Here is a 21,677-nt window from a genome sequence, read left to right as displayed (position 1 = left end):
CACCGCCTTCGAATTCCTGGATACGAACCCAGGTTACGGGGCGCATGTTTTCCCCTTCAACCGCGATCATGGCTTCCGTGACCTTCTCGATCAGGGCTTCCTTCTGGTCGGGGGTGAATACGTTTTTGATTACATCGATAGTTACGAGTGGCATGATAATGCTCCTTTACTAGTCCTGAGAGGGTTTCTCTGGTCGCGCCCTCAATGACGCTGACAGGTGCATTGTTGCCAAATGCGGCCTGGAGAACATGAAGAAGACATGGATATTTCGTGGATTTTTCCCGGATACTTTGGGTCCGGCTGGACTAAGCTAGCGGGATGATCTTTTCCTTCGACGAATTCGAACTGGATCTCGCCCGGGCTGAGTTGCGCTGCTCTGGAGAGGTCTGTGCCATCGAACCCCAGGTCTTCTCACTGATCGCGCTGCTGGTGGAGAATCGTGACCGCCTGGTCACGCGGGAGGAAATCCTCGACCGGATCTGGGACGGCCGTATCGTCAGCGATTCGGCGCTAACCAGCCGGATCAAGTCCGCTCGCAGGGCGCTCGGTGATGACGGCAAGACCCAGCGCTTCATCAAGACCGTTCACGGCAAGGGCTTGCGTTTCATCGCCTCTGCGCAGATCCAGCAGGCGCCCGCCAGTGTGACGGTTACCGAACCGCAGGTTTCCGCTACGGAGTCGAATCCCCTGGTGGCAGATTCCAGGCCCTCGATTGCCGTCCTGCCCTTCCGCCTGTTGGGAGAGGCCGGTGACTGGCATACCATTGCCGATGGACTGCCGCATGAACTCATCATGGAGCTGTCCCGCCTGCGCTGGCTGTTCGTGGTCGCCAGGGCATCTTCCTTCCGCCTGCGCGGCGAAGATGTCGACCTGGGCGAGGTGCGCCGGCTGCTCGGGGTTCAATACTGTCTCTCCGGCACCGTGGAGGTGTCACGGGGGCGCCTGACAGTGACCGCGGAACTGGCCCATACCGCCGCGGGTGATGTGATCTGGGCGGAGCGCTACAGCGGGGAAGTCGACGACATCCACAGCATGCGCGAGCAGATCAGCTCGAATATTCTCAGCCAGCTGGAAGTCCAGATTTCCCTGCACGAAGCGTCGAGGGCCCGCCTCAAGGTGACCGAAAACCTCGACGCCTGGTCGGCCTACCACCTGGGTCTGCAGCATATTTACCGCTTCAATCGCCAGGACAACGAAGCCGCAGCGGCACTGTTTACGCGCGCGGTCGGGCAGGACCCGGGTTTCGCCCGTGCCCACGCCGGTCTCTCCTTCGTGCATTTCCAGAATGCCTTCCTGGGACAGACCAGCGACCTCAAGGCGGAGGTGGCTCGGGCGAGGCAGTGTGCGCAGCAGGGTGTTGATCTCGATCCGCTGGATCCCTTTGTCAACTTCAACATGGGCCGTACCTACTGGCTTGAATCCGACCTGGAGCGTGCCTATGCCTGGCTGGAGCGGGCGACTTCGCTGAGTCCGAACTATGCCCAGGGCATCTATGCCAAGGCCTGGACCGAGACCATGTCGGGCGCTGCTCCGGATGCGATGGCGCACCTCGATCTCTCGATGCGTCTCAGCCCGCTGGATCCGCTTTACTATGCGATGTTGTCGGCGCGGGGCCTGGCCCATATCACCGTGGGGGAAGACGAGAAGGCCGCGGACTGGGCGGATCGCGGTGCACGTTCTCCCGGCGCCCATGTACTGATAGCCGTCATCGCGGCAGTTGCCTGCCAGCTTGCCGGGCAGAAGGGCCGGGCGCAGGCATGGGTGGAGGACGTCCAGCGGCGGATGCCCGGCATCACCCGGGCGGATTTCTTCCGGTCATTTCCCATTCGCGATCCCCGTCAACGCCAGCGCATGGATACCGCACTGGCGGAACTGGGTTTCAGTTCGTCGTCCTAGCGTTTCAGTATTGATCCGGGCTGGCAGTGTGGTGTTTGTCAGCTGACGGACTGCCTGCTTCACTGGATCACCGTGTCGTTGCGGTCCCCTTTATTCCTGGCTGATGGTCACACTGACCGGGCAGTGATCCGAACCGAAGATATCGTTGTGAATGTCCGCGCCGGTAACGCGCTGGCGGACAAAGTCTTCACTGCCGAGAAAATAATCTATCCGCCAACCGACATTTTTGGCGCGGGCGCCGGCGCGATAACTCCACCAGCTGTACTTCACCGTATCCGGGTGCAGGTGCCGGTAGGTATCGACGAAGCCCGCGCCGATGATCCTGTCCATACCGTCGATTTCCTTCTGGGTATAGCCGGCACTCTTGTTGTAATTCGGCTTCGGCCGGGCAATGTCGATTTCCCGGTGGGCGACGTTGAAGTCCCCGCACATCAGCACGGGCTTGCCTTTGCCAAGGCTTGCGATGAAAGCGAGGAAGTCGCGATCCCAGGTCTCCCGGTAGGGCAGGCGCGCAAGCTCATTGCCCGAGTTGGGGGTGTAGACAGTGACCAGGAAGTAATCCTCGAATTCAGCCGTCAACACCCTGCCTTCCTGGTCGTGCTCCTCGATGCCGATGTCGGCCTGTACCGCCAGGGGCCGCTCGCGGCTGAGTATGGCCACTCCCGAATAGCCCTTGCGCACGGCTGAATTGCTGTAGACGTGGTATCCGTCCAGACCGTCGAGTGCGGCGACGACCTGGTCGTCCTGTGCCTTGGTTTCCTGCAGGCAGAGGATGTCCGTGTTCAGTGCCGCCAGTGAGTCGGCAAAGTCCTTTTTCATAACGGCCCGCAGTCCGTTGACATTCCAGGAGGTGATTTTCATAGCGTGGTCTTGGTCTGCTCTGGCGTTGGAGTTCGCATCAACATGCCGCGATGTCGTTTTCACCGCAACCTGGCAGGTATGACCTGAACGGGTGAAGCGGCGGAAATTTCCTGCGGTGAATTATGTGCCGTCGAAGGGCGAGGCTGGCCATGTTACCAGAGTTATTGGCGGCTGTGCGAAGGACGAAGGTCGGCGCGCGTTACCGCCGAGCCCCGGCTGCAGGGTAGGTAGAGAGCCGGCGAAACGGGGTGGAAAAGCGTGTAGTCATGCGGGTTTGGCCATGTTCCCGGGCCGGCGAATCCCGTTTGTGCGCTGCCCTGGAGTTTCACCCGCTGTGTATTGCCTTTCTGGGCGAGGTCGGGCAGCCGTTCACCCGGCGGGTAAAAATTGTGGAAGCTAGGCTATTTCCGATAGCCCATTTGGGACACGGATTGGCCAAATCCCTGGGATAGACTCGGCGCAAACCGGGTAAATTCCAGGGCAAAACATCTGTTCCTGGTATCGGTAAACATCAGCTCCAGGAGGAACAGGTTTGTCGCAACGGGACGCTCTGCGCAGGGCTTTTTTTCTGGCGGGAAGTTTGCCGGCTGCCCACGGATTTGCCGCGGGGGATGCCTCCGACGACAGGTTGTTCTACGGTCCGCTCTCGCTGGAACCGCTCCTGCGGAGCGAAGCTGCCTACGACGACAACCTGTACTACAGCCCGGAGAATACGGTTGATTCCTGGGTCAGCCGGGTGATGCCCTCGGTCGAGGGTGTGATCAAACTTCCCGATGCGGAATACACCCTCGGTTACCAGGGAGAGTATGGGCGCTTTCTCGAGAGCAGTGATGACAACTATGAAGATCACACGTTCGACGCTACCGCAAACCTGGCGCTTGCCCACCGTCATCGTTTGATGCTCAGTGGATCCTATGCGTTGAAACACCAGGGCCGGGGTGAAGGCCTGACCCAGGGATTCGACCCGGAGACCGGCGATTTCCAGGGTTTCGATCCCGATGGAGAGCCTGTCTCCTCGCCGGACAAATTCAATGTCTCGCGCGTTGCGGCGGACTACTACTTCGGCGCCCTGGATTCGGGCAACCGCCTCAAGTTCTCCCTGTCGGGACGCCAGAGCGAATACACCAACCACCGCAGCCGCACCCGCTACCGGGACCACGAGAATATGGGCGCGGGACTTACGTTCTATCACCAGGTCATGCCCGCTACCTCCCTGTTGCTGGAAGTTCGCGGAAACGATATTTCCTACGGCGATACCTACCCGGATACCGCGACGCTGGACAGCAGGGAAGTGCGCTACCTGGCAGGGGCGATCTGGGATATAACCGGCACCACCAGCGGCACGGTCAAATTTGGCCAGGTACAGAAGAATTTTTCCGCCGAAAGTCGCGAAAACTTTTCCGGGCTCGACTGGGAGATTGACCTGAACTGGGAGCCCCGGAGTTATTCGCAGTTTGAGTTCAGCGCCGGGCGCTCGGAGGAGGAGACCTACGGCGAGGGCGATTTTATCGACACCATGACCTACTCACTGGGGTGGAATCACGGGTGGAGTGACCTGCTGCAGTCGAATATCAGCGTGAGCTACAGCCAGGAAACCTATCACGGGATCGATCGTGACCAGGATGTGGTGGATTACAGCCTGGGTCTTTCCTACCAGTGGCGTCATTGGCTCGCGTTCGAGCTCGGCGCTGATTACTCCGACAGCGACAGCAACGTCGACTGGCTTGTCTATGACCAGAATATCATTCGCCTCGGCGCCACCCTGAGCCTCTGAGCAACGAGAAATTGCATGAACCGATTATCGAATTCCCTTTTTATCACGGCTTTACTGGTGTTGGCCGGCCTGTTGCCACCAGCCGCCTTGGCCGCGGACACGCCGGTGGCCTATCGCCTCGGCGCCGGTGACCATATCACTATTCAGGTATTTGATGAGCCTGACCTGAGTATGAACTTCCGCCTGAACGATTCGGGAATGGTGAACTATCCGCTGTTGGGCGAGGTGCTTGTCGCGGGCCTGACGGTCAATGAACTGGAGCAGCGTATTACCGGCGGACTGCTGGACGGATACCTGGTAAATCCCGATGTCACGGTTTCGATTGAGGAGTACCGTCCGATTTTTATCCACGGCGAGGTGAAACAACCGGGGGGCTTTCCCTATCAGCCGGGCCTGACCGTACAGAAAGCGGTTGCGCTTGCCGGCGGTTTCACCGAGCGCGCCCAGCGCAAGAATTTCAAACTACAGCGTTCCGACAACCCGGAGGATGACCAGGCTGTGGGACCTGACGTCACGGTTATGCCTGGCGACATCATCACTGTGAAGAGAAGCTTTTTCTGATGAACAATATGCGTGAAATTGCGGCGATGCCGGTGCAGGAAGTCTGGAGTCGGGGTGACGATATCGACCTCCGGCACTACTGGAGCGTGATCGATCGCAAGAAATGGGCGATCCTGCTGTTGGCGAGTATTGTCAGCCTGATTACATTGCTGGTAACCCTCGCGATTACACCGGTGTACCAGGCCGATGCAACGCTGCTCATCGAATCCAAGGAAACCAACCTGGTGTCGATCGAGGAAGTCTACGGTTTCGATACCAGTGCCCGGCAGTACTACGATACCCAATTCGAAATCCTGGCCTCGCGGCCCCTGGCGGAACGTGTGATCGAACGCCTGGACCTCGTCGAAAATCCCGAGTTCGCCAGCGAGCAAGAGGAGGCCGAGGGGGGCGGAGGCCTGGCGCGCTGGTTGCCTTTCCTCGGTGCCGGCGAAGCGGCAGGCACAGTCGACCCCGTGACCGAACTCACCGAACCCTACCAGAAACGCCTGCACATCGAACCGGTTCGCGATACCCAGCTGGTGCACGTACTTTTCGAAGCGACCAACCCGGGTCTCGCGGCTGATGTAGCCAACGCCCATGCGGAGGCCTATATCGACAGTATGCTGGACGCCCGCCTGGATATGACCCAGATGGCGGCGAGCTGGATGAAACGCCGGTTGGACGAACTGCGGGACAATCTCCAGGCATCCGAAGCGCGTTTGCAGTCATTTCGCGAGCGCGAACAGTTGGTCGATGTCGATGGTCTGCAGTCACTTCCCGCCAAGGAAATCGACGAACTGTCGAGCCGGCTGATCGAAGTGCGCAGGCAGGTATCGCAGGCCAAGACCGCATATTTACAGGTCCAGCAGTTGCGCGGATCGCCCGTCTCGGTGCGTGAACTCAGCGCACTCCCGGGGGTCCTCAACGATTCCCTGGTCCAGACCTTTCGCCAGGCTACCGCGGAAGCAGAGATACAGGTAGCAGAACTGGGTAAACGCTACGGACCGCGGCACCCCAAAATGATTGCCGCCCAGTCCGAACTGGCCGCTGCCAACGAGAGTCTTGCGCGCCATATAGACAGCGTTGCTGACAGTATTCGCACCCGTTATGCCGACGCGCAACAGGAAGAGCAGGCTATAGCCGAGGCGCTGGAACAGGCCAAGGGGCGCTATCATGTGGTCGGGCGCAAGGGGTCGGAACTGCGCGCCCTGCAACAGGAAGTGGAAAGTAATCGCCAGCTCTACGATATGTTTTACAACCGCGTGAAGGAGACCTCGCAGACGGATGATATGCAGCCGGTCAATGCGCGGATCATCTCGCCAGCCATCGTGCCCCAGAAGCCGGTCAAGCCCAACAAGAAGCTGTTTGTCGCCCTGGCATTCTTTGTCAGCCTTATCCTCGGTGTGGTAGCGGCGTTCCTGCTCGATGCGCTGGATAATACGGTAAAAAGTGCTGAAGACGTGGAAAACAAACTGGACCAACCCCTGTTGGGTATGTTGCCCCTGGTTGCTATGCCGGAGGGCGTCGACCGGAATCTTCCGCTGTTTCTCGACAAAAACCACAACAGTTACGCCGAGGCCATGCGCACGGTGCGTACCGGAATCGCCCTTTCCAGCCTGGATGATCCCTACCGTACAGTCATGGTGACGTCGTCGGTGGCCGGTGAGGGTAAAACCACTACGGCAATCAACCTCGCTGTCGCGTTTTCGCGGATGGAGCGTGTACTGCTGGTAGAGGCAGATATGCGCCGCCCGGGCATCGTCAAGCAACTGGAACTGCCGCGGGCCCGAGCCGGACTCGCTGAACTGGTCGCGGGGACAGCATCGCTCGAGGATGCGGTGGTGCGAATGAAAGACCAGGGGATCGATATCATCGGCGCCGGTGTTATCCCCCCGAATCCGCTGGAATTGCTGTCTTCGCGCCGCTTTGTCGAATTGCTCGACTCCCTGGGACAGCAATATGACCGCGTAGTGGTGGACTGCCCGCCCCTGCTGCCTGTGAGTGATGCACGGGTCATCGCCACTTATGTGGATTCCGTAGTCTACGTCGTAAAGGCGGATGCGACCTCCGTGAACAAGGTGACCATCGGCCTCGGTCACCTCGCCCAGACACGGGCCCCGATTACCGGAATCGTGCTCAATTGGCTGGATATGAAAAAGGCCGAAAAATACAGTGATTATGGTTATGGCGGCTACTATGAGAGTTATGAGACGCAGACGGCCTGACGTTTATTCCCCGGGCCGCAATCCATTCCCATGATTGACCTGCACTGTCATTTCCTCCCGGGCATCGACGACGGGGCCCGCAGCCTGGACGAGGCGCTGCAGCTCGCCCGCGATTCGGTAGCCAACGGCGTATTCTGTGCCGTGATGACGCCGCACCTGCACCCGGGACGCTGGGAGAACTTCGCCGGCGAAATTGCCCGCCAGACCGCCCTGTTCCGGCGGGCCCTCGAGGAGGCAGGCGTCGATCTCGACATTGCGTTCGCTGCTGAAGTCAGGATGTCGCCGGAGATCCCGCTGCTGATTGAACGGGGTCACGTACCCTTCCTCGGGGAAATGGACGGCTACCAGCTGATGCTGCTGGAATTTCCCCACGGTCATATCCCCCTTGGCGCAGACAAGCTTGTGTGGCGCTTGCTGCAGATGAAGGTTCGTCCGGTGATCGCACACCCTGAACGCAACAAGGATGTGATGCGCGAACCGGGGAAAATCAGTCCGTTTGTCGAGATGGGCTGCATTCTCCAGCTTACCGCTGCGTCGGTTTGTGGCCGCTTTGGCGAGCGGGCCCAGCGGGCGGCCAGGCTTTTGCTGGAAACCGACGCCGACATAGTGCTTGCTACCGATGCCCATAACACGGAGTCCCGCCCGCCGATCCTTGCCGAGGGCAGGGCAGCGGCGGCGCGGATCGTGGGAGAAGCAGCAGCCCATAGAATGACCTGCCTGCTGCCACAACAGATCGTCGCCAGCCAGTTTGCAGGGAATCTGCCGTCGGCCTCTGCGCAAGGTGTGGACGTGGCCGTATCCACAGTCGCGGTGGGACAGGCGGAGGATCCTGCACGGGACAATTCCGCTGTTCAACAACGCGAACGTCCAGCGCCTTCGCCTGGCAAGCGCCGCAGTGACAATTCACCGGGTGAATCGACGGCTGCGACAGGACTGGATGAGTTGCTCCTGGGACTGGTCGATGAGCGGCTGCGTGTGTTGCTGGCGGTGGAAAGAGGGGCCGACGCCGACGGGTCGGGAGCAGGGCGAGCGCAACAATACCACAGGGAAATCGTGCGTCGGTTGGGCGGTGAAATCTACCGGCGTGTGCGGCGCGAGGTGCTCAGGGAGTTAGGACTCGATGCTTCGATACCAGGCCACACCGGTGGCAATGACCGGAAGGTCGGACCATGAACGCGGGTGAGCGGAATTTTCCGCGCGCGGAGAAACTGCAGCGGATTTCAACCGTTGAGCGCTGCCTTGCGCTGGTACTGATTGCAGGGCTCGGCTATGCCACGTTGTCCGTGATACGCGACACCCTGGCATCACTCTATGCGGTGCCGGCGCTGCAGTTGATGCAGGAGTGGGACCTGGCGAACGTGGTACAGCCCCAGGCAGGAGACATTGCGCCTCCAGGCGCATCGGCAGGTGGTCCAGGGGGCGACGCTCCCATTGCCAGTTTTTCCCCGGATGAGGCAGAGTGGCAACTGGCCTATGCCGCGCTCCAGCGAGCGATCAATCTCGCGCCGGGCAATCCGGAACTCTACGCCAATCTTGGTCGCCTGTACCAGTTCAAGTTCGAGGACAACAGCCTGCCGCTGGAGGACATCGATGCGAGCGCCCACGAGGCATCAACGGCATTCAACATGGCTGCCAGACTGCGCCCGACATGGCCCTATCACTGGTGGGATATTGCCCGCACTGAATACGTGTTACAGCGCTCGCACCTGGCGGATTTCCGCAGGGCGCTGGACAACGGAGTGCGCTTCGGTCCCTGGCTGAGGGACGTACAGTTGTTTTCGGCAGACCTTGCGCTCGAACACTGGGACACCCTTGGCACGGAATCCCGCCAGCTCGCGCTTGCCAATTTCGACCGGGCTCTCGTGCGCAGTCCGGAGTTTGTTCCCGACATTATCGCCGCCTATGACGCCTGGGACATGCTCTGCCAGCAGGCGGAAGGATTGGCGCCGCAACTGCCTACTTTACCCGTCTATTGTGCAGATCCGGATTTGCGCACGTCACCGTCGCCGCTTTCGCTGGATCCCTGAACCGGGCGCCGGATGATACGCAGGTAGGGGATGATACTGTCGAGTTCACGCGCATTTGCCATGGCCAGATCCGGGTCCAGTCCGGGTTCGACGTAGAACAGGATTGCGTCATCGCCGCCGGAATCAACCACGTAGGCACCGTATTTCTGCAGCGCTCTCGCTATCAACCTGGCCAGCCTGCTCTCGACCAGCGTGTCGATGTCCAGCCCGGGAGGGATTGTTAACAGCGAGCCCATCGGTATGGAGCCTGAATAGCGTTCTTCGCTGAACCCGTCCTCGCTGGTCGCCGGATACACATAGCCGGGTTTGAGGTAGCGGACGCTGAGAGCGATGGCGAGGGCATGGTCGATGGAACCCGATTCCAGCTCCCACTGGCGGATCAGGCCGCCGACCGATGAACCCCCGTAAGCGCGCGAGCCAATGTTCTGCCCGGATTGTTCCGCCACGCCGATCCCCCTGGCATCGACTTCCCGGTAGATATTTGCCCGGTTGGGCAGGTCGAATCGGAAAAATTCATGGATCGTGGATTGGTCGGCAGACATGATGCTCAGGTGCGCGTCGGTTCCGACGGCGGGTTGGCTGTCTAAGGGGAAAGGTATTGCGACTTCCCCGTCTGCCTTGCGCAATTGGATCGAGCGGGTGTTATCCGTGGCGTCGGCGAGATAGAAGGGAATCGACCAGGCGTTACTGTTGATGTGGATATGTGGGGGTTTGCCGAAATCCGGTGCGAGCAAGCTCCCGGAACTGGTTCCGTAGCTTTCCAGGGTCCTGTTCCAGGGCGAATTGTCCGAGAAAGGCCGCTGGTAGTAATCCCTGGCGTTTGTAGCACAGGCGGTAATTGCCAGGGAGCTCGCCAGAGGAAAAAGGATGCTGGATAATTTTCGTTTCATCTCGTCTGCAAGCTGTTGAGGTGAACGGGAGAGTGCACTGGTAGCGACTGTCGTGACTGCCCTGTGGGCCTGTCACGACAATTTCAGGGTATAAAATCCGAGGAGTCGGTTGACCTGCCAGACACCGAGCAAATTGACGATGGACATCGCAATGGCGGCTGCGACAGCTGCCCCCAGGGAGCCAAACTGCGGCGTCAGCAGAACGTTCAGGCTGACGGCGACCAGCGCCGCGAACAGCGTGTTGTTGCGCACCTCGCGATAGTGTCCGGACATCTGCAGCAGGTAACCGACGGAGCCTGTTACGACATTCACAAACTGCCCGAGTGCCAGTACCGACAGGACCAGTGTGCCAGCTGTGTAGGCCGGACCGAATATTCCCAGGATCAAACCGGGAAAGACCAGCATCAGCAGTAACAGTGGTGTTGCGATCGCGAGCATCAAGCGGACGGACCTTTTCGATATCCGTTCAAGTTCGGTGAGTCTCCCCTCGTGGTAGAGAACTGCGTAGCGCGGTGCAACAACACTGTTTACTGCGACGAGTGCGAAACTCGTGAGCATGGCGACTCGCTGGGCGATAGTGTAGACAGCAACCTCCTCCGGGGCCACCCAGGCGCCGAGAAAGACCTGGCTACTCCAGACAATGACCAACTGGGTGAGGGCGACCACATACAGGGGTAGGGATTCCCTTACCAGGCTCATCGCGGTGCCAAGGCTTACGGCGCGGATACTCAGGGAGATCCGGCCCGTGGTTGAAAGGGTGCTGAGCGCCATCATCAGCGCGCAGCCTGACACATAGCACGCCGCCAGCAGCTCCTTGCTGGCTTCCAGGCCAACGATCCTCAATGCAATGACGAGAACCAGTGAAGCCAGGGTGACCTGCCCGAGATTGAGACTGATGATGTGCACAAAGATGCGTTTGAGTCCCTGGTTTACGTAGCTGTTGAGCAGGCAGATTGCGTAGAAAGGAACCGCCATCCCCATGATCGCAATCATGGAGGTCATCCGCGGATTGGAAAAGAGCAGTTCGGCGATGGGTGCTGCGCAAACATAAAGCAATGCGGCTATCAGGGCACTGGTACAGAGAGTTACCAGGAAGGCACTTGAATAGAGTGAATCGAGTTCGTGCCGGGATTGCTCCCGGGATTTTACCGAGACGTGGCGAACCGCCACGTTGTCGACTCCGAAGCGGGCGATATGACTGGCCACCAGTACCAGGGTAATGCAGAGGAAAAATTCTCCTGCTACCTCGGGCTGGAAGTGGTGTACCACGAGCAGATTGAAGCCGAGCAGGCACACTGAAGAGAGCACCTTCAGCCCCATGGCGAAAGCGCTGTTGACCAGCAGGCCCCGGTTAGCCAGGAACAGGCGAATGCCTGGGGAGCGCGACATCACAGGTATACGCGGCGAAAGCGCAGAATCGAGCGGTAGGCGGGGCTGTTGTAGGCCCACGCGCGTGGAAGAAAGCGCAGTTTAGAACCTTCGGGTTCACGATCGTAGCGGAATATCGCCCGATACTTGCGGGTCATGGCACTTACCAGTTGGTGTTGTTTCTGGCAGTTATCGCGTTGCCAGCTGTAGGCTTTGCCAGGGTCGATTTCGCCAGCGGAAGTCGCCTTCCACGCGCTTTCCCAGTCGGGCACGGCGCTGGCGGCTTTGCCTTCAACCGGCGAGTAGGGAATATCGAGGAACTGGCAGATCTGGCGAATCTGCAGCCGCAGTGCCGTCACCAGATCCTCGAATCGCAGCAGGTGTACGCGATCGGGATACTGGCGATGGAGTCGCATAAACGCATCGTTGTACATATTCCAGGCAGCGCAGTGTTTCGGCACATTGGAGTGAGTCCAGTCCATGCGCAGGTTTGAACTCACTACATCACGCGGGTCCTTGACCAGGTAGATGAAGGTCGCCAGCGGGTGGCATTCGAGGATTTTCCTGGTGTGGAGTATGTGCGCGGGTGACTTCTCGACCAGTATGGCCGGTGCCTCGACTCCCTGCAGCGCAGCGTGGCGACGCAGGAACGCTGACAGCAGGCGATTGCGGTCAAAGCCGCTGTCGCGGGCGGCATCCACCAACTCGGAGGGGTCGAGGCCGAAGTCCTGCAGCCGGTTGTCTCCGCTCAGGACCTGCATGAACTGTCGTCCGGAGCGCGCTGTCTTGAGCTGTTTGAAGGCTTTGCAGTAATACTGGGTTTCCGGGCCCACACAGACATCCTGCAACTGGTTCAACTGGTTGGCGAGTAGTGTCGTACCGGAGCGTGGATAACCGGTGATGAAAGTGATGGGCTGCTGGAAGTCGAGGTGCGCTGGCCCGGTGCCGAGATTGGTCATATCAGTTCAATAGCCTCCTGATTTCCATCAACATGTTTTCGGGTGCATACGGTGACAGTGGGGGTAGGTCCTGTGGTGCCCTGAGCGTGCGGGCGAGCGCGTCTTCCAGTTCGTCGGGGGTGGCGAAAGGAAAGCACTGCTGAAACGCCTGGAAGTGGCGCAGGGTTTGTTCCTGGTGATTGTCGCGGTGCTCCTGGAGTTCGGCCAGTCGCGCCATCATCAGGATGGGCTTGCCGAGGCCGAGGGCGGTCAGAATCGATCCAATACCTACATGCGAAATGATGACATCTGACTGTTCAAAACAACGCCGGCTTTCAGCAAGGCTCAGCATGCCAACCGATTCGAAATTTCGGGGTATGTAGCGCGCTCCATTCCCGACCTGGGCAAATACCTCGAGCCCTGCGTGTGCGTCGCAGTATTCGTCAACCATTGCAACCATGCGATCGAAAGGCAGCTGTGTGCCCACCGTGACAAAGATCAAAGCGCGGCCTCCGGTTGGGTCGGCAGCGAGCAGCCGATATAGGCTATACCCTCGGCACTGCTGAGGTGACGCCACTGGGTGAAACAATGTGGGGTGATGCGTCGGGCGATCCTGCCCGACAGGGACATGCGTTCCGGATTTGCGATGCTATCGATCCAGATGAGCTTTCGACGAAGCAGGCGGGCCCATGCGATAGCCAGCAAGCCGGGTGCGGCACCAGTAGAAATAACCGCCGTGGGACGTTCCCTGAATACGATATGAGCCGTTTGCAATGCGGTGCGCAAGACGCAGAGCAATTGCCCCGCATTACTGTCCGAGACTCGGTAGTAGCGCGCGAGAGAAATGCCGTCCGGTGCCTCCGGGGAAGTAGAGACCAGCACTACCGTGTGGTCGTCAAATGCAGGAGTCAGGCGTAACAGTTCAATCAGGTGGCCACCTCCTGAGCAAACCGCGAGTAGTTTAGGTGAGCTCATGATACATCTCCCGGATTTGAGGCACGATAATTTCTGGTGTGAAGTTAGCGAAGTAGCTGTTACGACCATTCTGGCCAAGTGTCTGGCGTGTCCTGGCGTCCGTAGCGCAAGTCAGTAATTCCACGAGTGCAGGAAGGTCGCCAGGCCCGTGCAGGAGTCCGCTCTCTCCTTGTGCCAATGCTTCGGGTATTCCACCAACCGTCGACGCGATGACGCATTTTCCGAGACTCATGGCTTCCAGAATTGCCATGGGTAATCCTTCGTGGTACGACGGAAGTACCAGTACATCGGCGCTGTTTAGCATCGCGTGTTTTTCCGTGCCTGATATCCATCCCGCGAAAGTCACTTCGCCGTTTAGTCCGCATTTTTGTGCGGTTTGTCTTGCCTGGTCTAGCTCTCCGCTGCCACACACAACGAGTTCAACGTTTGCATTGACTCGCCTCAGCTCTGCAAACGCTGGTAGGAGATCGTAAATACCCTTGCGTTGGCCTACCTCTCCCATGTAGACGTACCGGACAAGCTTGGAATCGCCATTCCTTGCCGTTGTAGTAGGGATTGTGGGTGCTTTTGGTACCGGTTCCACATAGTTGTAAATCACGCGGGAACGGATGTTGGTATCTATACCCGTAACCGTGTCCTGCCACTTTTTTGATAGCACTACGACGACATCCGTCGCTTTCAGCGTGTGCCGAAACAGCCATTTCACCGGGCGGGAGGTGTGCTCGTGGTAGTAGTCAAACTCTGAGCCATGCAGATGGAGGATGACGCGTGCCCGACTCAATTTGAGCAGAAACACCAGGATCATCTTGCGAAAAAAGCTGCCGTTCATGGCCATGTGCAGGTGGTACAGGCGATGACCTTGTATTCTCAGACACAGGACTTGGCACAGGCATCGGACGTAGGTCCATATGCGGAAGATGAGACTGCCTTGCTGGTGTGATCCCAGCCAGTAGGATTCGTACCCGGAAAATACATCGCTTTGCTGGTAATTTTCGACCACGGCGCGGATGCCGCCAGGTTCCTTTGTGCTGATTGTGATAATGCTACGCGGCATGAAAATGTCTCCATTTCACTGGCTGTTGTTGGGTCTGTTGAAAAAGACTTGTGACCTGGTCTACGTCGCTGCGGTAATAGTCAGTGAGCTTCGCAACGCTATTCGTGGAAAGCGTTGCACCTTCGGGCATGCCCGCGCCGTTCAACGTCCGGTACATCGAGACTATCTGCCGCTTGAGCCGTGGATGACGGCGAAGTACCGGCTCGAGTGCGTCGTTCACTTTCATGCCCAGTGCATGCACTGCCTTGACCTTTCCGTGGAAGGTTGAGTTGGAGCGAAAGTAGTCAAAGTCCTGGTAGAAACTCGCGTCGATGCCGGAATTGCGGCAAATTCGCTGCATGACTCTGCCGGGATCACTGTTCAGTTGATCGAAGTCCACCAGAGTGACCTGCTCATCGAAGCGTTCGAAATAATGCTTGAGATGTCGTGCGTAACGGCCGGCCGGGAGAACCTGCATGAACCAGGCATTGGTGAAGGGCGTATCGGATAGCGATATGTCGCCCCGGTCATAGGACAGGCACATATCGGTATAGGCGTCGATTGACAGCCAGTCCGGAATAAAGAATTTACTGCGGTGAAAGCGATAGCTCGACTGGAAGCGCTCCACCGGGTCGCGCAGGATGAACACCAGCTGGCACTCGGTCAGCGTCGTATGAATCCTCGGCGCGACTTCACTGGCGAGTCCGAGATAGCCCGGGGACGCCTCTACGCAGATGTTTTCTGGGGCGCCCTGGAAAAATAAACCGCAATATTCCTGCTTGTTACATTCCGCCTGCCGGAAATAGTCGGTTTCCTTACGGATTGAAGGACGAACTTGCGGGTGCACGGCAAGGTACTCGAAGACGGATGTCGTGCCGGCTTTTTCGGTGCCGCCGATGATCAGGAAACTCATGGCGCACCCCCGGGGAGGTTGTGCTGCGGGGTCAGTTGTCCTGCTGACCTGCAGCCTGTCGTGAATCCCTTGCCATGGGCGAAGCGGATGGGCCTTCGTTTATACACCCTGGAATCCTCCATTGCGCATCGGGATCTTTCGCCGTTGCTCGCTTGCGGCCAGGGTGATATAGGCGAGTGCGATAGCGAACATGTATCCTGGAAGCAGGCGATAGATAATTCCGTTGCTGAACAGCCCCGTGGCGGTATAACCCAGGACCAGCGCCCTGCCGTAGAGATTGGGCTGTGTCCTGTAAAGCAGCGTTATGTTCGCAACGAGGAAAATCAGTCCCACCAGGCCGAGTTCGGTAATGGTTTGCAGGAAGTTGTTGTGGGAGTCCTTCTCGCCCATCCAGTTGTCCACGCGGATATGGTCGCTGCCAAAACCACGGCCAAAGATGAACTGGTGAAGTTCCGCTCCGGACAGCATCTGCAGTTTTATCTGCCACATGTTCAGTCTTCCCGAGGACACGCGATTCCAGTTGATGCTGTCTGCCGACAATGCCGCCAGTGCGATCACCAGGACCGGGACCAGCAGGTAAAGTACGGATTTCCCGGTAGCCCCGAAGCGCGACATCACCAATACGCCCGCGTACACGGCGATCAGTACGAGGGGGGTTCTGATCGACCATCCGTCGATCAACATGTAAATCGCGAACACCATCATTGCCGCCAGTGCCAGTCGTCGACTGCCCGACAAGTTTCGGAGGCAGATGCTGCCGACGATCAGTGCGACGGAAAATATGTACGCGGATTTATGCAGGTTGCCGAAATAGGTGGGTAGCTTTGCCTCGTCGTGGTTGCTGGTTTCCGGCATGAACCAGAGGCCGACCAGGCCGAGGAGAAATACCAGCAGCACGAGGTTTTCAGTCAGCCAGTTAGTGCGCGCGCGATGGTTTACCGAACAAAGCAGCAGGCTGTAGTACAACAGGAGCGGTAAAACAAACCGGGTGTAATAGATGGTCGTTGCTCCGGGTTGGCCGTACAGGCCACCCTGGATTACGAGATAGAGGGTGAAGCCGAGAAGGGCGGCGACACTCAGGCGCGCACTGTCGCTCAAACGGCCGTGGTAGCAGAAAAGAACCAGGGCGATAAGCGGCATGATCAGGATGTCGAGGACATAATTCAGGGGCCCAAGCATCCCGAGTTCGACATCGAATGAAATGATCAGCTTCAGGTATAAAAGGCCAAACAGAATAGCTCCCATCAAGCCGGGCTTGGTGGTCCACAGGCCCCTTTGCGGAGCTGCGCTTCCTTGATACAGCAAGGTCATGGCGTCTGCATGTCCCTCAGTAGATGTCCTTGGAAAAGAGCGTGAAGGGTGTTTTCACCAGTACCTTGATGTCGAGCCATACCGACCAGCGATTGATGTAGTCGATGTCGTACTCGACGCGCCGCATCATCTTTTCTACCTGTTCGGTTTCACCGCGACATCCGTTGACCTGGGCAAGTCCGGTAATGCCTGGTTTGATACGGTGTCGCACCATGTAGGACTGGATCAGCGAGGCGTAGTATTCGTTGTGCTGGAGCGCGTGCGGCCGCGGGCCCACCAGTGACATGGATCCCCCCAGGACGTTGAATAACTGAGGCAACTCGTCGATGGATGTGCGGCGTATAAACCGGCCGACTGGCGTTACGCGTGAATCTCCGCGACACGCCTGGGTCAGGTTGCCGGTATCCTCGCTATGCACATGCATACTGCGGAACTTGAGCACTTCTATGATGCGTCCATCCCAGCCATGACGCTGTTGGCGAAAGAACACGGGGCCCGGGGAGGTCAACTTGACGGCTGCGGCTACGCCGATCATCAGTGGGCTGAGCAACAGCAGGGCGATGCTGGCCACGCTGATATCCATCAGCGATTTCACCAGTACCTGGCTCTCGCGGGCCATCGGGGACTCCGACAGGCTGAGTAGCGGTACTCCCGCTACTTCCTTGACCCCGTGATTGAGGAGCTTCAGTGCAAAGATGTCGGGAGCCCAGATGATATCCAGGTTCTTGTCGACCAGTTTCGCGTAGATCGTCTCGATCATGTCCGAGCAGGACAAAGGCAGTGCTATGTAAACCCGCCGGATGCCGTGTTGCAGAACCAGTTTTTCCAGTTCGTTGGTGCTGCCAAGCCAGGGCGCAAGCGAGTGATCCCATTCGTTGCGCCCCTTGGTGCTGTTATCGATCACGCCAATGATCCTGTCGGGAAGCCAGGGGTTCTCTTCAAAACTTTCCACCAGGTGCCTGGCGAGCCAGTGGGAGCCGACGATAGCAGTACGCACAGGGGCGCCGTAGTGCAACTGGTAGCGGCGAACCAGAAACAGCGATCCCAGGTAGCAAAGTACTTGCAGTGAATAGGCCAGGAGAAACCAGCCGCCCATTGCCAGCCGGGAAAAATCGTTCGTGGACTTGGTGACAAAGCCCAGAGCAAGTGTTGCCGCCGTGGTAATCGCCCAGGCTTTCGTTAATTGTGCGATGCCGTGCAATTCTCCGCCGGTGTGGCTGAATACGCCCATCAGGCGATAGGTGATCCACATGGCGATGGCGGTGAATGCAGCAAGCTGGATATAGGGCGCTGTGATTGCCTCGTTGCGCCACCATGTCAGGGCCAGCAATGTGGTGACCGAGACAAAAATCGATACGAACAACTGTCCGCCCATGATGAGGGTATCGTGGGGGCGGAACAGTTGTTTGACGGGAATCCGGCCAGCGGTGCTGAGAGTAGATTGCCCTCTCGCGACTGCCGAGAGATTGATAGTGCCGATGCCCATAATTTCGTTCCGTCGAATATCCGAATAGCGAGTTCAATCCCGCCTCAAGGCATTGTTGCTTTTTCACAGGTGCGGGCGTGTACCATGTGGGACACGTGAACGGATTCAGCGCCAGAATATTCACTGGCAGACCCGAATGGGTGCGCCGGATGGCGAGGTCGAGTACGCAGGAAAAATCGGGGAATTCGGTGCAGAAAAATAAAAAAATCCGCTTTTTGGTGAGAATTGATTGGCATAAACCCAAATGGGTTCGGATTGGATCGCGCTCGAATGGCGATCACTGGCGGTATGTTCCAGTATAGGTCTCGCAACACCCGTTCTCATCGAAACAGGGAGGCAACCTGATGAAGAAACGCTATCTTGCAATTGCAGCGCTACTAGCTCTGCCCTTTGGGCAGGCCAGTGCAGAGGTGATCCTGAAGGATCAGTCATTGTTCGAGTCGGATCGGCATCCAGCCAGTCTGCCAACCACCAACTACCGCGGTGGCAAGTGGCAGGACTACAGCGGCAGCTATGCTGGAGGCAGCATGGGGCACGGTGGCTGGAGTGGCGCCTGGAGTGACCATGGCAAGGGCTGTCGTAGCGTCAAGCGCTACGTGGAGTTCAAGAAACACCCGGTCTTTGGCTATCCACTGTATCGTGCTGTGGTGACTAAAGTCTGTCCCAGCCCTCACTGATTTTTAACAATCGCTCAAGCCACGACCTCCCACCAGGTCGTGGCTTTTCGCCTGCGCTATTTTCCCGTTTCCCCGCTTCCAGAACGCACAGGGCCGGCTTGCCATGGCAAATCGTCTGAACTCTTTTTCCCGTCGCAATCCCGATGGATTGTTATTTTATCTCTATCTTGCGCTCCTGCTCTGGATGCCCCTGCCGCTGGGCAGTAATCGCTGGTGGGCCGTGGCGATTTTCGAATTGGCAGCCATGGGTCTCGCGATGGGCTGGTTGGCGCTCTACGCGCGCGGCCGCGTCACTCCAGGAGAAACATTCGCACGCGCCGCCCCGGTTCTCTTACTGCTGTGTCTCGGGCTGTGCTGGATCATCCTGCAGGCTGCGGCACTGCCGCCAGTGCTGGTTTCCCTGATGTCGCCCAACGCTGCCCAGGTCCAGTCGCTGACAGGTGCCCAGAGCAGCCTGTCCCTGAACGTCAGCGCGACTCGCGAGATGGTTTTCGAAACCCTTGCCCTGATCGTGGTGTTTTCCCTGACACTGCTGCTGGTAACCTCTCGGCGGCGGTTGCGGCAGTTGGCGGGTGTGCTGGTGATCAGCGGCGTTATGCAGGCGGCCTATGGCTCGCTGATGACACTGTCGGGACTGGAGTACGGTTTCCTGGTAGAGAAGGAGTCCTATCGTGGGGTGGCAACCGGTACTTTCGTCAATCGGAATCACCTTGCGGGCTATCTCGAGCTCTGCCTGGCTGTCGGCATCGGCCTGTTGCTCAGTGACCTCGCCCGTGATCGCACTCCCTCCCTGAGGGAGGCGGTGCGGCGGTTCCTGAATTCCATGCTGGGTCGCAAGGGATTCCTGCGGCTGTCGCTGGCAGTCATGGTGATCGCGCTGGTTCTTACCCATTCAAGAATGGGCAATACGGCATTTTTTACCGCGCTTGCGCTGACAGGTTTGCTGTACCTGGTCGCACAAAAGCGATTGACGCGCGGCAGCATCCTATTCTTTTCCAGTTTGCTGGTGATCGATCTTCTTATCGTGGGTAATTTTTTCGGTGTGGAGGAGGTCGTGCAACGACTGCAAACAACGTCGACAACCACGGAGCATCGCGATGAGGTTGTGCGTGAATCCCTGCAAATAATCGCGGACTACCCCCTGGCCGGGACAGGGGCCGGGACCTACTACAGTACCTATCCGTCCTATGCCAGGGGAGAGGTCAGCCAGAATTACGACCACACCCACAACGACTTTGTCGAATTCGCGAGCGAGTGGGGGCTGGTCGGCTTCGCCCTGCTCGGCGCAGCGGTGGCCTGGTGCCTGTTCTGTGGCGTGCAGGCAATGTTCCAGCGCAAGGATCCACTGATGCTCGGTACAGCCTTCGCAAGTGTCATGGGCCTGCTGGCATTACTGGTCCACTCGCTGGCGGATTTTAACCTGCAAATCCCCGCTAATGCCGCGTTGTTCGTCGTGATCATGGCGCTGGGTGTTATCAGCGTATCCGCACGGTTTCGCGAGGGCGTGTCCTGATCCCCATATCCCAAATGGTTCATGACCACTGCATGAGTGAAGCATAGTCTGATTGGATCAAATGCCGTTTCCCGAACAGGGGAAGGGGCCGGGCTCATGTTTCAGGAAAGGCGGGTCGTGTCCAGAGATACCAAGACAGAAATTGGCCAACTTATTAGCAGGATTTACGATGCTGCCATGGATGTGGGCAGTCTCCAGCAGGTGCTGGCCGCGGTCGCAAGCCAGATAGATGCACGGTACGCGGTGTTTGCCCTTGGTGACCGGCAATCCGGCGGTATTCACTATCAGGTGAGTTCCCCGGGTGACTTGCGCGCGGAATCGCTACTTTCCCCATCCTGGATGAACCTGGTGCTCGACCAGGATCCGGGCAGGTTCTACCGCCACGGGGAAATCCCCGGTAATGCATTTGCCCTGTCACAGCTTAACGGCGCCCGGGACGTTTTTGATTTCCAGGGCGGTTTGTATGGCAGCTTTCTCCTGAAAAAGTCCGGGTTTGGCTACCTGGCTTTCTGCCGGGCACCGGGATCGCCGCGGTTTTCTGACGAGGACAGGGGATTGCTCGAATCGCTCCTGCCGCATGTCCGCCAGGCCATCGAGATCAACCGCCAGCTCCAGGAACGCTCTGTATTGCACGATGTTATGCAGGAGCGCTTTGACCAGCTGTCGACAGGCGTTGTCCTGCTCGACCAGTCCGGCCGGGTCGTTTTCAGCAATGCCTGGGCCCGGCGCCTGTTTCGCGAACCCGGCGGGATCAACTGCGAGGATGGCCGCCTGGTGGTCGCTGCCACAGAGCAGAATGACAAGCTGGATCAACTGATCGAGCACTGTATCCGCACCGCCCATATGAAAGGCGTGATCAATGACGGTTACCTTTCGGTATCCCGTGGCGCGCAGAACAAACCCCCTCTCGCAGTCAGCGTCAGCAGTTACGTGGGCAATCTCGAGTCAATGACACTGCTGGCGCGCCAGAGCTGCGTAATGCTGTTGCTCTTTGATGTCGAGCGACGCCGGACCGCGCGACGCTATGTGCTGGAGGAGCTGTATAACCTCACCGAGAGCGAGGCCATGCTGGCCACCAATCTCGCCTCCGGCAAGACTATCAAGGAGCTGGCGGAAACCAATTGCATGAGCCGGGAGACCCTGCGTTCGCAGTTGAAGCGCGTGTTTCAGAAGACCAATACCAATCGCCAGTCGGACCTGGTCAAGCTGGTCCTGAGCGGGCCGGGTTCCCTGCCAATCTAGGGGATCAA

At 58.4% G+C, this 21,677-nt stretch carries 20 protein-coding genes; 9 read left to right on the top strand and 11 right to left on the bottom strand.

What is annotated here, in order from left to right; all coding sequences use genetic code 11:
* The coding region (locus ACNKU3_RS10515) for a tautomerase family protein (RefSeq protein WP_418259420.1) at positions 1-154 on the bottom strand (154 nt) is incomplete at its 3' end.
* A gap of 164 nt (positions 155-318) precedes the next feature.
* On the opposite strand from ACNKU3_RS10515, the gene ACNKU3_RS10510 reads away from it, so the two are divergent.
* Positions 319-1,896, top strand: coding sequence for a winged helix-turn-helix domain-containing tetratricopeptide repeat protein (locus tag ACNKU3_RS10510; RefSeq protein ID WP_418259413.1), 1,578 nt, complete (start codon positions 319-321; stop codon positions 1,894-1,896).
* 90 nt (positions 1,897-1,986) lie between these two features.
* Here the strand turns inward: ACNKU3_RS10510 and ACNKU3_RS10505 are convergent, their stop codons facing one another.
* A complete protein-coding gene (locus ACNKU3_RS10505) occupies positions 1,987-2,757 on the bottom strand; it encodes an exodeoxyribonuclease III (RefSeq protein ID WP_418259412.1) in 771 nt (256 codons plus the stop codon).
* Positions 2,758-3,337: 580 nt separating this feature from the next.
* Between ACNKU3_RS10505 and ACNKU3_RS10500 the strand changes: the two genes are divergently transcribed.
* The 5 genes from ACNKU3_RS10500 to ACNKU3_RS10480 are packed head-to-tail and all read left to right on the top strand — an operon-like array spanning position 3,338 to position 9,323.
* The gene (locus tag ACNKU3_RS10500) at positions 3,338-4,531 is read left to right on the top strand and encodes an outer membrane beta-barrel protein (protein ID WP_418259411.1); all 1,194 of its coding nucleotides are present in this window, start codon (positions 3,338-3,340) and stop codon (positions 4,529-4,531) included.
* Between the two features lie 15 nt (positions 4,532-4,546).
* Positions 4,547-5,092, top strand: a complete 546-nt coding sequence (locus ACNKU3_RS10495) for a polysaccharide biosynthesis/export family protein (RefSeq protein ID WP_418259410.1) — start codon at positions 4,547-4,549, stop codon at positions 5,090-5,092.
* The gene (locus ACNKU3_RS10490; RefSeq protein WP_418259409.1) at positions 5,092-7,296 is read left to right on the top strand and encodes a GumC family protein; all 2,205 of its coding nucleotides are present in this window, start codon (positions 5,092-5,094) and stop codon (positions 7,294-7,296) included. The genes ACNKU3_RS10495 and ACNKU3_RS10490 overlap by 1 nt, the downstream gene beginning before the upstream one ends.
* Positions 7,297-7,326: 30 nt before the next feature.
* On the top strand, positions 7,327-8,469 hold the full coding sequence (locus ACNKU3_RS10485; RefSeq protein ID WP_418259408.1) for a tyrosine-protein phosphatase: 1,143 nt from the start codon (positions 7,327-7,329) through the stop codon (positions 8,467-8,469).
* On the top strand, positions 8,466-9,323 hold the full coding sequence (locus tag ACNKU3_RS10480) for a hypothetical protein (protein ID WP_418259407.1): 858 nt from the start codon (positions 8,466-8,468) through the stop codon (positions 9,321-9,323). The genes ACNKU3_RS10485 and ACNKU3_RS10480 overlap by 4 nt, the downstream gene beginning before the upstream one ends.
* Here ACNKU3_RS10480 and ACNKU3_RS10475 read toward each other — a convergent pair.
* From ACNKU3_RS10475 to ACNKU3_RS10435, 9 genes are all read right to left on the bottom strand, one after another.
* The gene (locus ACNKU3_RS10475) at positions 9,266-10,213 is read right to left on the bottom strand and encodes a hypothetical protein (RefSeq protein ID WP_418259406.1); all 948 of its coding nucleotides are present in this window, start codon (positions 10,211-10,213) and stop codon (positions 9,266-9,268) included. The two genes, ACNKU3_RS10480 and ACNKU3_RS10475, sit on opposite strands and share 58 nt — an antisense overlap.
* 72 nt (positions 10,214-10,285) lie before the next feature.
* Positions 10,286-11,602 carry a flippase gene (locus ACNKU3_RS10470; RefSeq protein WP_418259405.1) on the bottom strand — a complete coding sequence of 439 codons (1,317 nt, stop codon included), beginning with the start codon at positions 11,600-11,602 and terminating at the stop codon, positions 10,286-10,288.
* Positions 11,602-12,540 (bottom strand): sulfotransferase family protein, encoded by a 939-nt coding sequence (locus ACNKU3_RS10465; RefSeq protein ID WP_418259404.1) that lies wholly within the window; start codon positions 12,538-12,540, stop codon positions 11,602-11,604. The genes ACNKU3_RS10470 and ACNKU3_RS10465 overlap by 1 nt, the downstream gene beginning before the upstream one ends.
* 1 nt (position 12,541) lies before the next feature.
* Positions 12,542-13,021 (bottom strand): glycosyltransferase, encoded by a 480-nt coding sequence (locus ACNKU3_RS10460; protein WP_418259403.1) that lies wholly within the window; start codon positions 13,019-13,021, stop codon positions 12,542-12,544.
* Positions 13,018-13,494: a hypothetical protein gene (locus tag ACNKU3_RS10455; protein ID WP_418259402.1), complete on the bottom strand. Its 477-nt coding sequence runs from the start codon at positions 13,492-13,494 to the stop codon at positions 13,018-13,020. The genes ACNKU3_RS10460 and ACNKU3_RS10455 overlap by 4 nt, the downstream gene beginning before the upstream one ends.
* Entirely contained in the window at positions 13,481-14,548 is a 1,068-nt protein-coding gene (locus ACNKU3_RS10450) for a glycosyltransferase family 4 protein (protein ID WP_418259401.1), read from the bottom strand. Before ACNKU3_RS10450 ends, ACNKU3_RS10455 begins: the two co-directional genes overlap by 14 nt.
* Positions 14,538-15,440, bottom strand: a complete 903-nt coding sequence (locus ACNKU3_RS10445) for a sulfotransferase family protein (protein WP_418259400.1) — start codon at positions 15,438-15,440, stop codon at positions 14,538-14,540. The genes ACNKU3_RS10450 and ACNKU3_RS10445 overlap by 11 nt, the downstream gene beginning before the upstream one ends.
* Before the next feature lie 99 nt (positions 15,441-15,539).
* On the bottom strand, positions 15,540-16,751 hold the full coding sequence (locus ACNKU3_RS10440) for a hypothetical protein (protein ID WP_418259399.1): 1,212 nt from the start codon (positions 16,749-16,751) through the stop codon (positions 15,540-15,542).
* A 16-nt stretch (positions 16,752-16,767) separates the two neighbouring features.
* Positions 16,768-18,237 carry an undecaprenyl-phosphate glucose phosphotransferase gene (locus tag ACNKU3_RS10435; protein WP_418259398.1) on the bottom strand — a complete coding sequence of 490 codons (1,470 nt, stop codon included), beginning with the start codon at positions 18,235-18,237 and terminating at the stop codon, positions 16,768-16,770.
* 344 nt (positions 18,238-18,581) lie between these two features.
* Here ACNKU3_RS10435 and ACNKU3_RS10430 point away from each other — a divergent pair, with 344 nt between their 5' ends.
* The 3 genes from ACNKU3_RS10430 to ACNKU3_RS10420 all read left to right on the top strand — a co-directional run bounded on the left by ACNKU3_RS10430 (position 18,582) and on the right by ACNKU3_RS10420 (position 21,669).
* Positions 18,582-18,914 carry a hypothetical protein gene (locus ACNKU3_RS10430; RefSeq protein ID WP_418259397.1) on the top strand — a complete coding sequence of 111 codons (333 nt, stop codon included), beginning with the start codon at positions 18,582-18,584 and terminating at the stop codon, positions 18,912-18,914.
* 103 nt (positions 18,915-19,017) lie between these two features.
* Positions 19,018-20,427, top strand: coding sequence for an O-antigen ligase family protein (locus ACNKU3_RS10425; RefSeq protein WP_418259396.1), 1,410 nt, complete (start codon positions 19,018-19,020; stop codon positions 20,425-20,427).
* A 177-nt stretch (positions 20,428-20,604) separates the two neighbouring features.
* The gene (locus ACNKU3_RS10420) at positions 20,605-21,669 is read left to right on the top strand and encodes a hypothetical protein (protein ID WP_418259395.1); all 1,065 of its coding nucleotides are present in this window, start codon (positions 20,605-20,607) and stop codon (positions 21,667-21,669) included.
* The last annotated feature ends 8 nt before the right edge of the window (positions 21,670-21,677 follow it).

The organism is Haliea sp. E17 (genome assembly GCF_048323675.1).
Lineage (GTDB): Bacteria > Pseudomonadota > Gammaproteobacteria > Pseudomonadales > Halieaceae > Mangrovimicrobium.
Note: the sequence above shows the minus strand (reverse complement) of the source record. Positions and strands in the feature narration are given on the sequence as shown.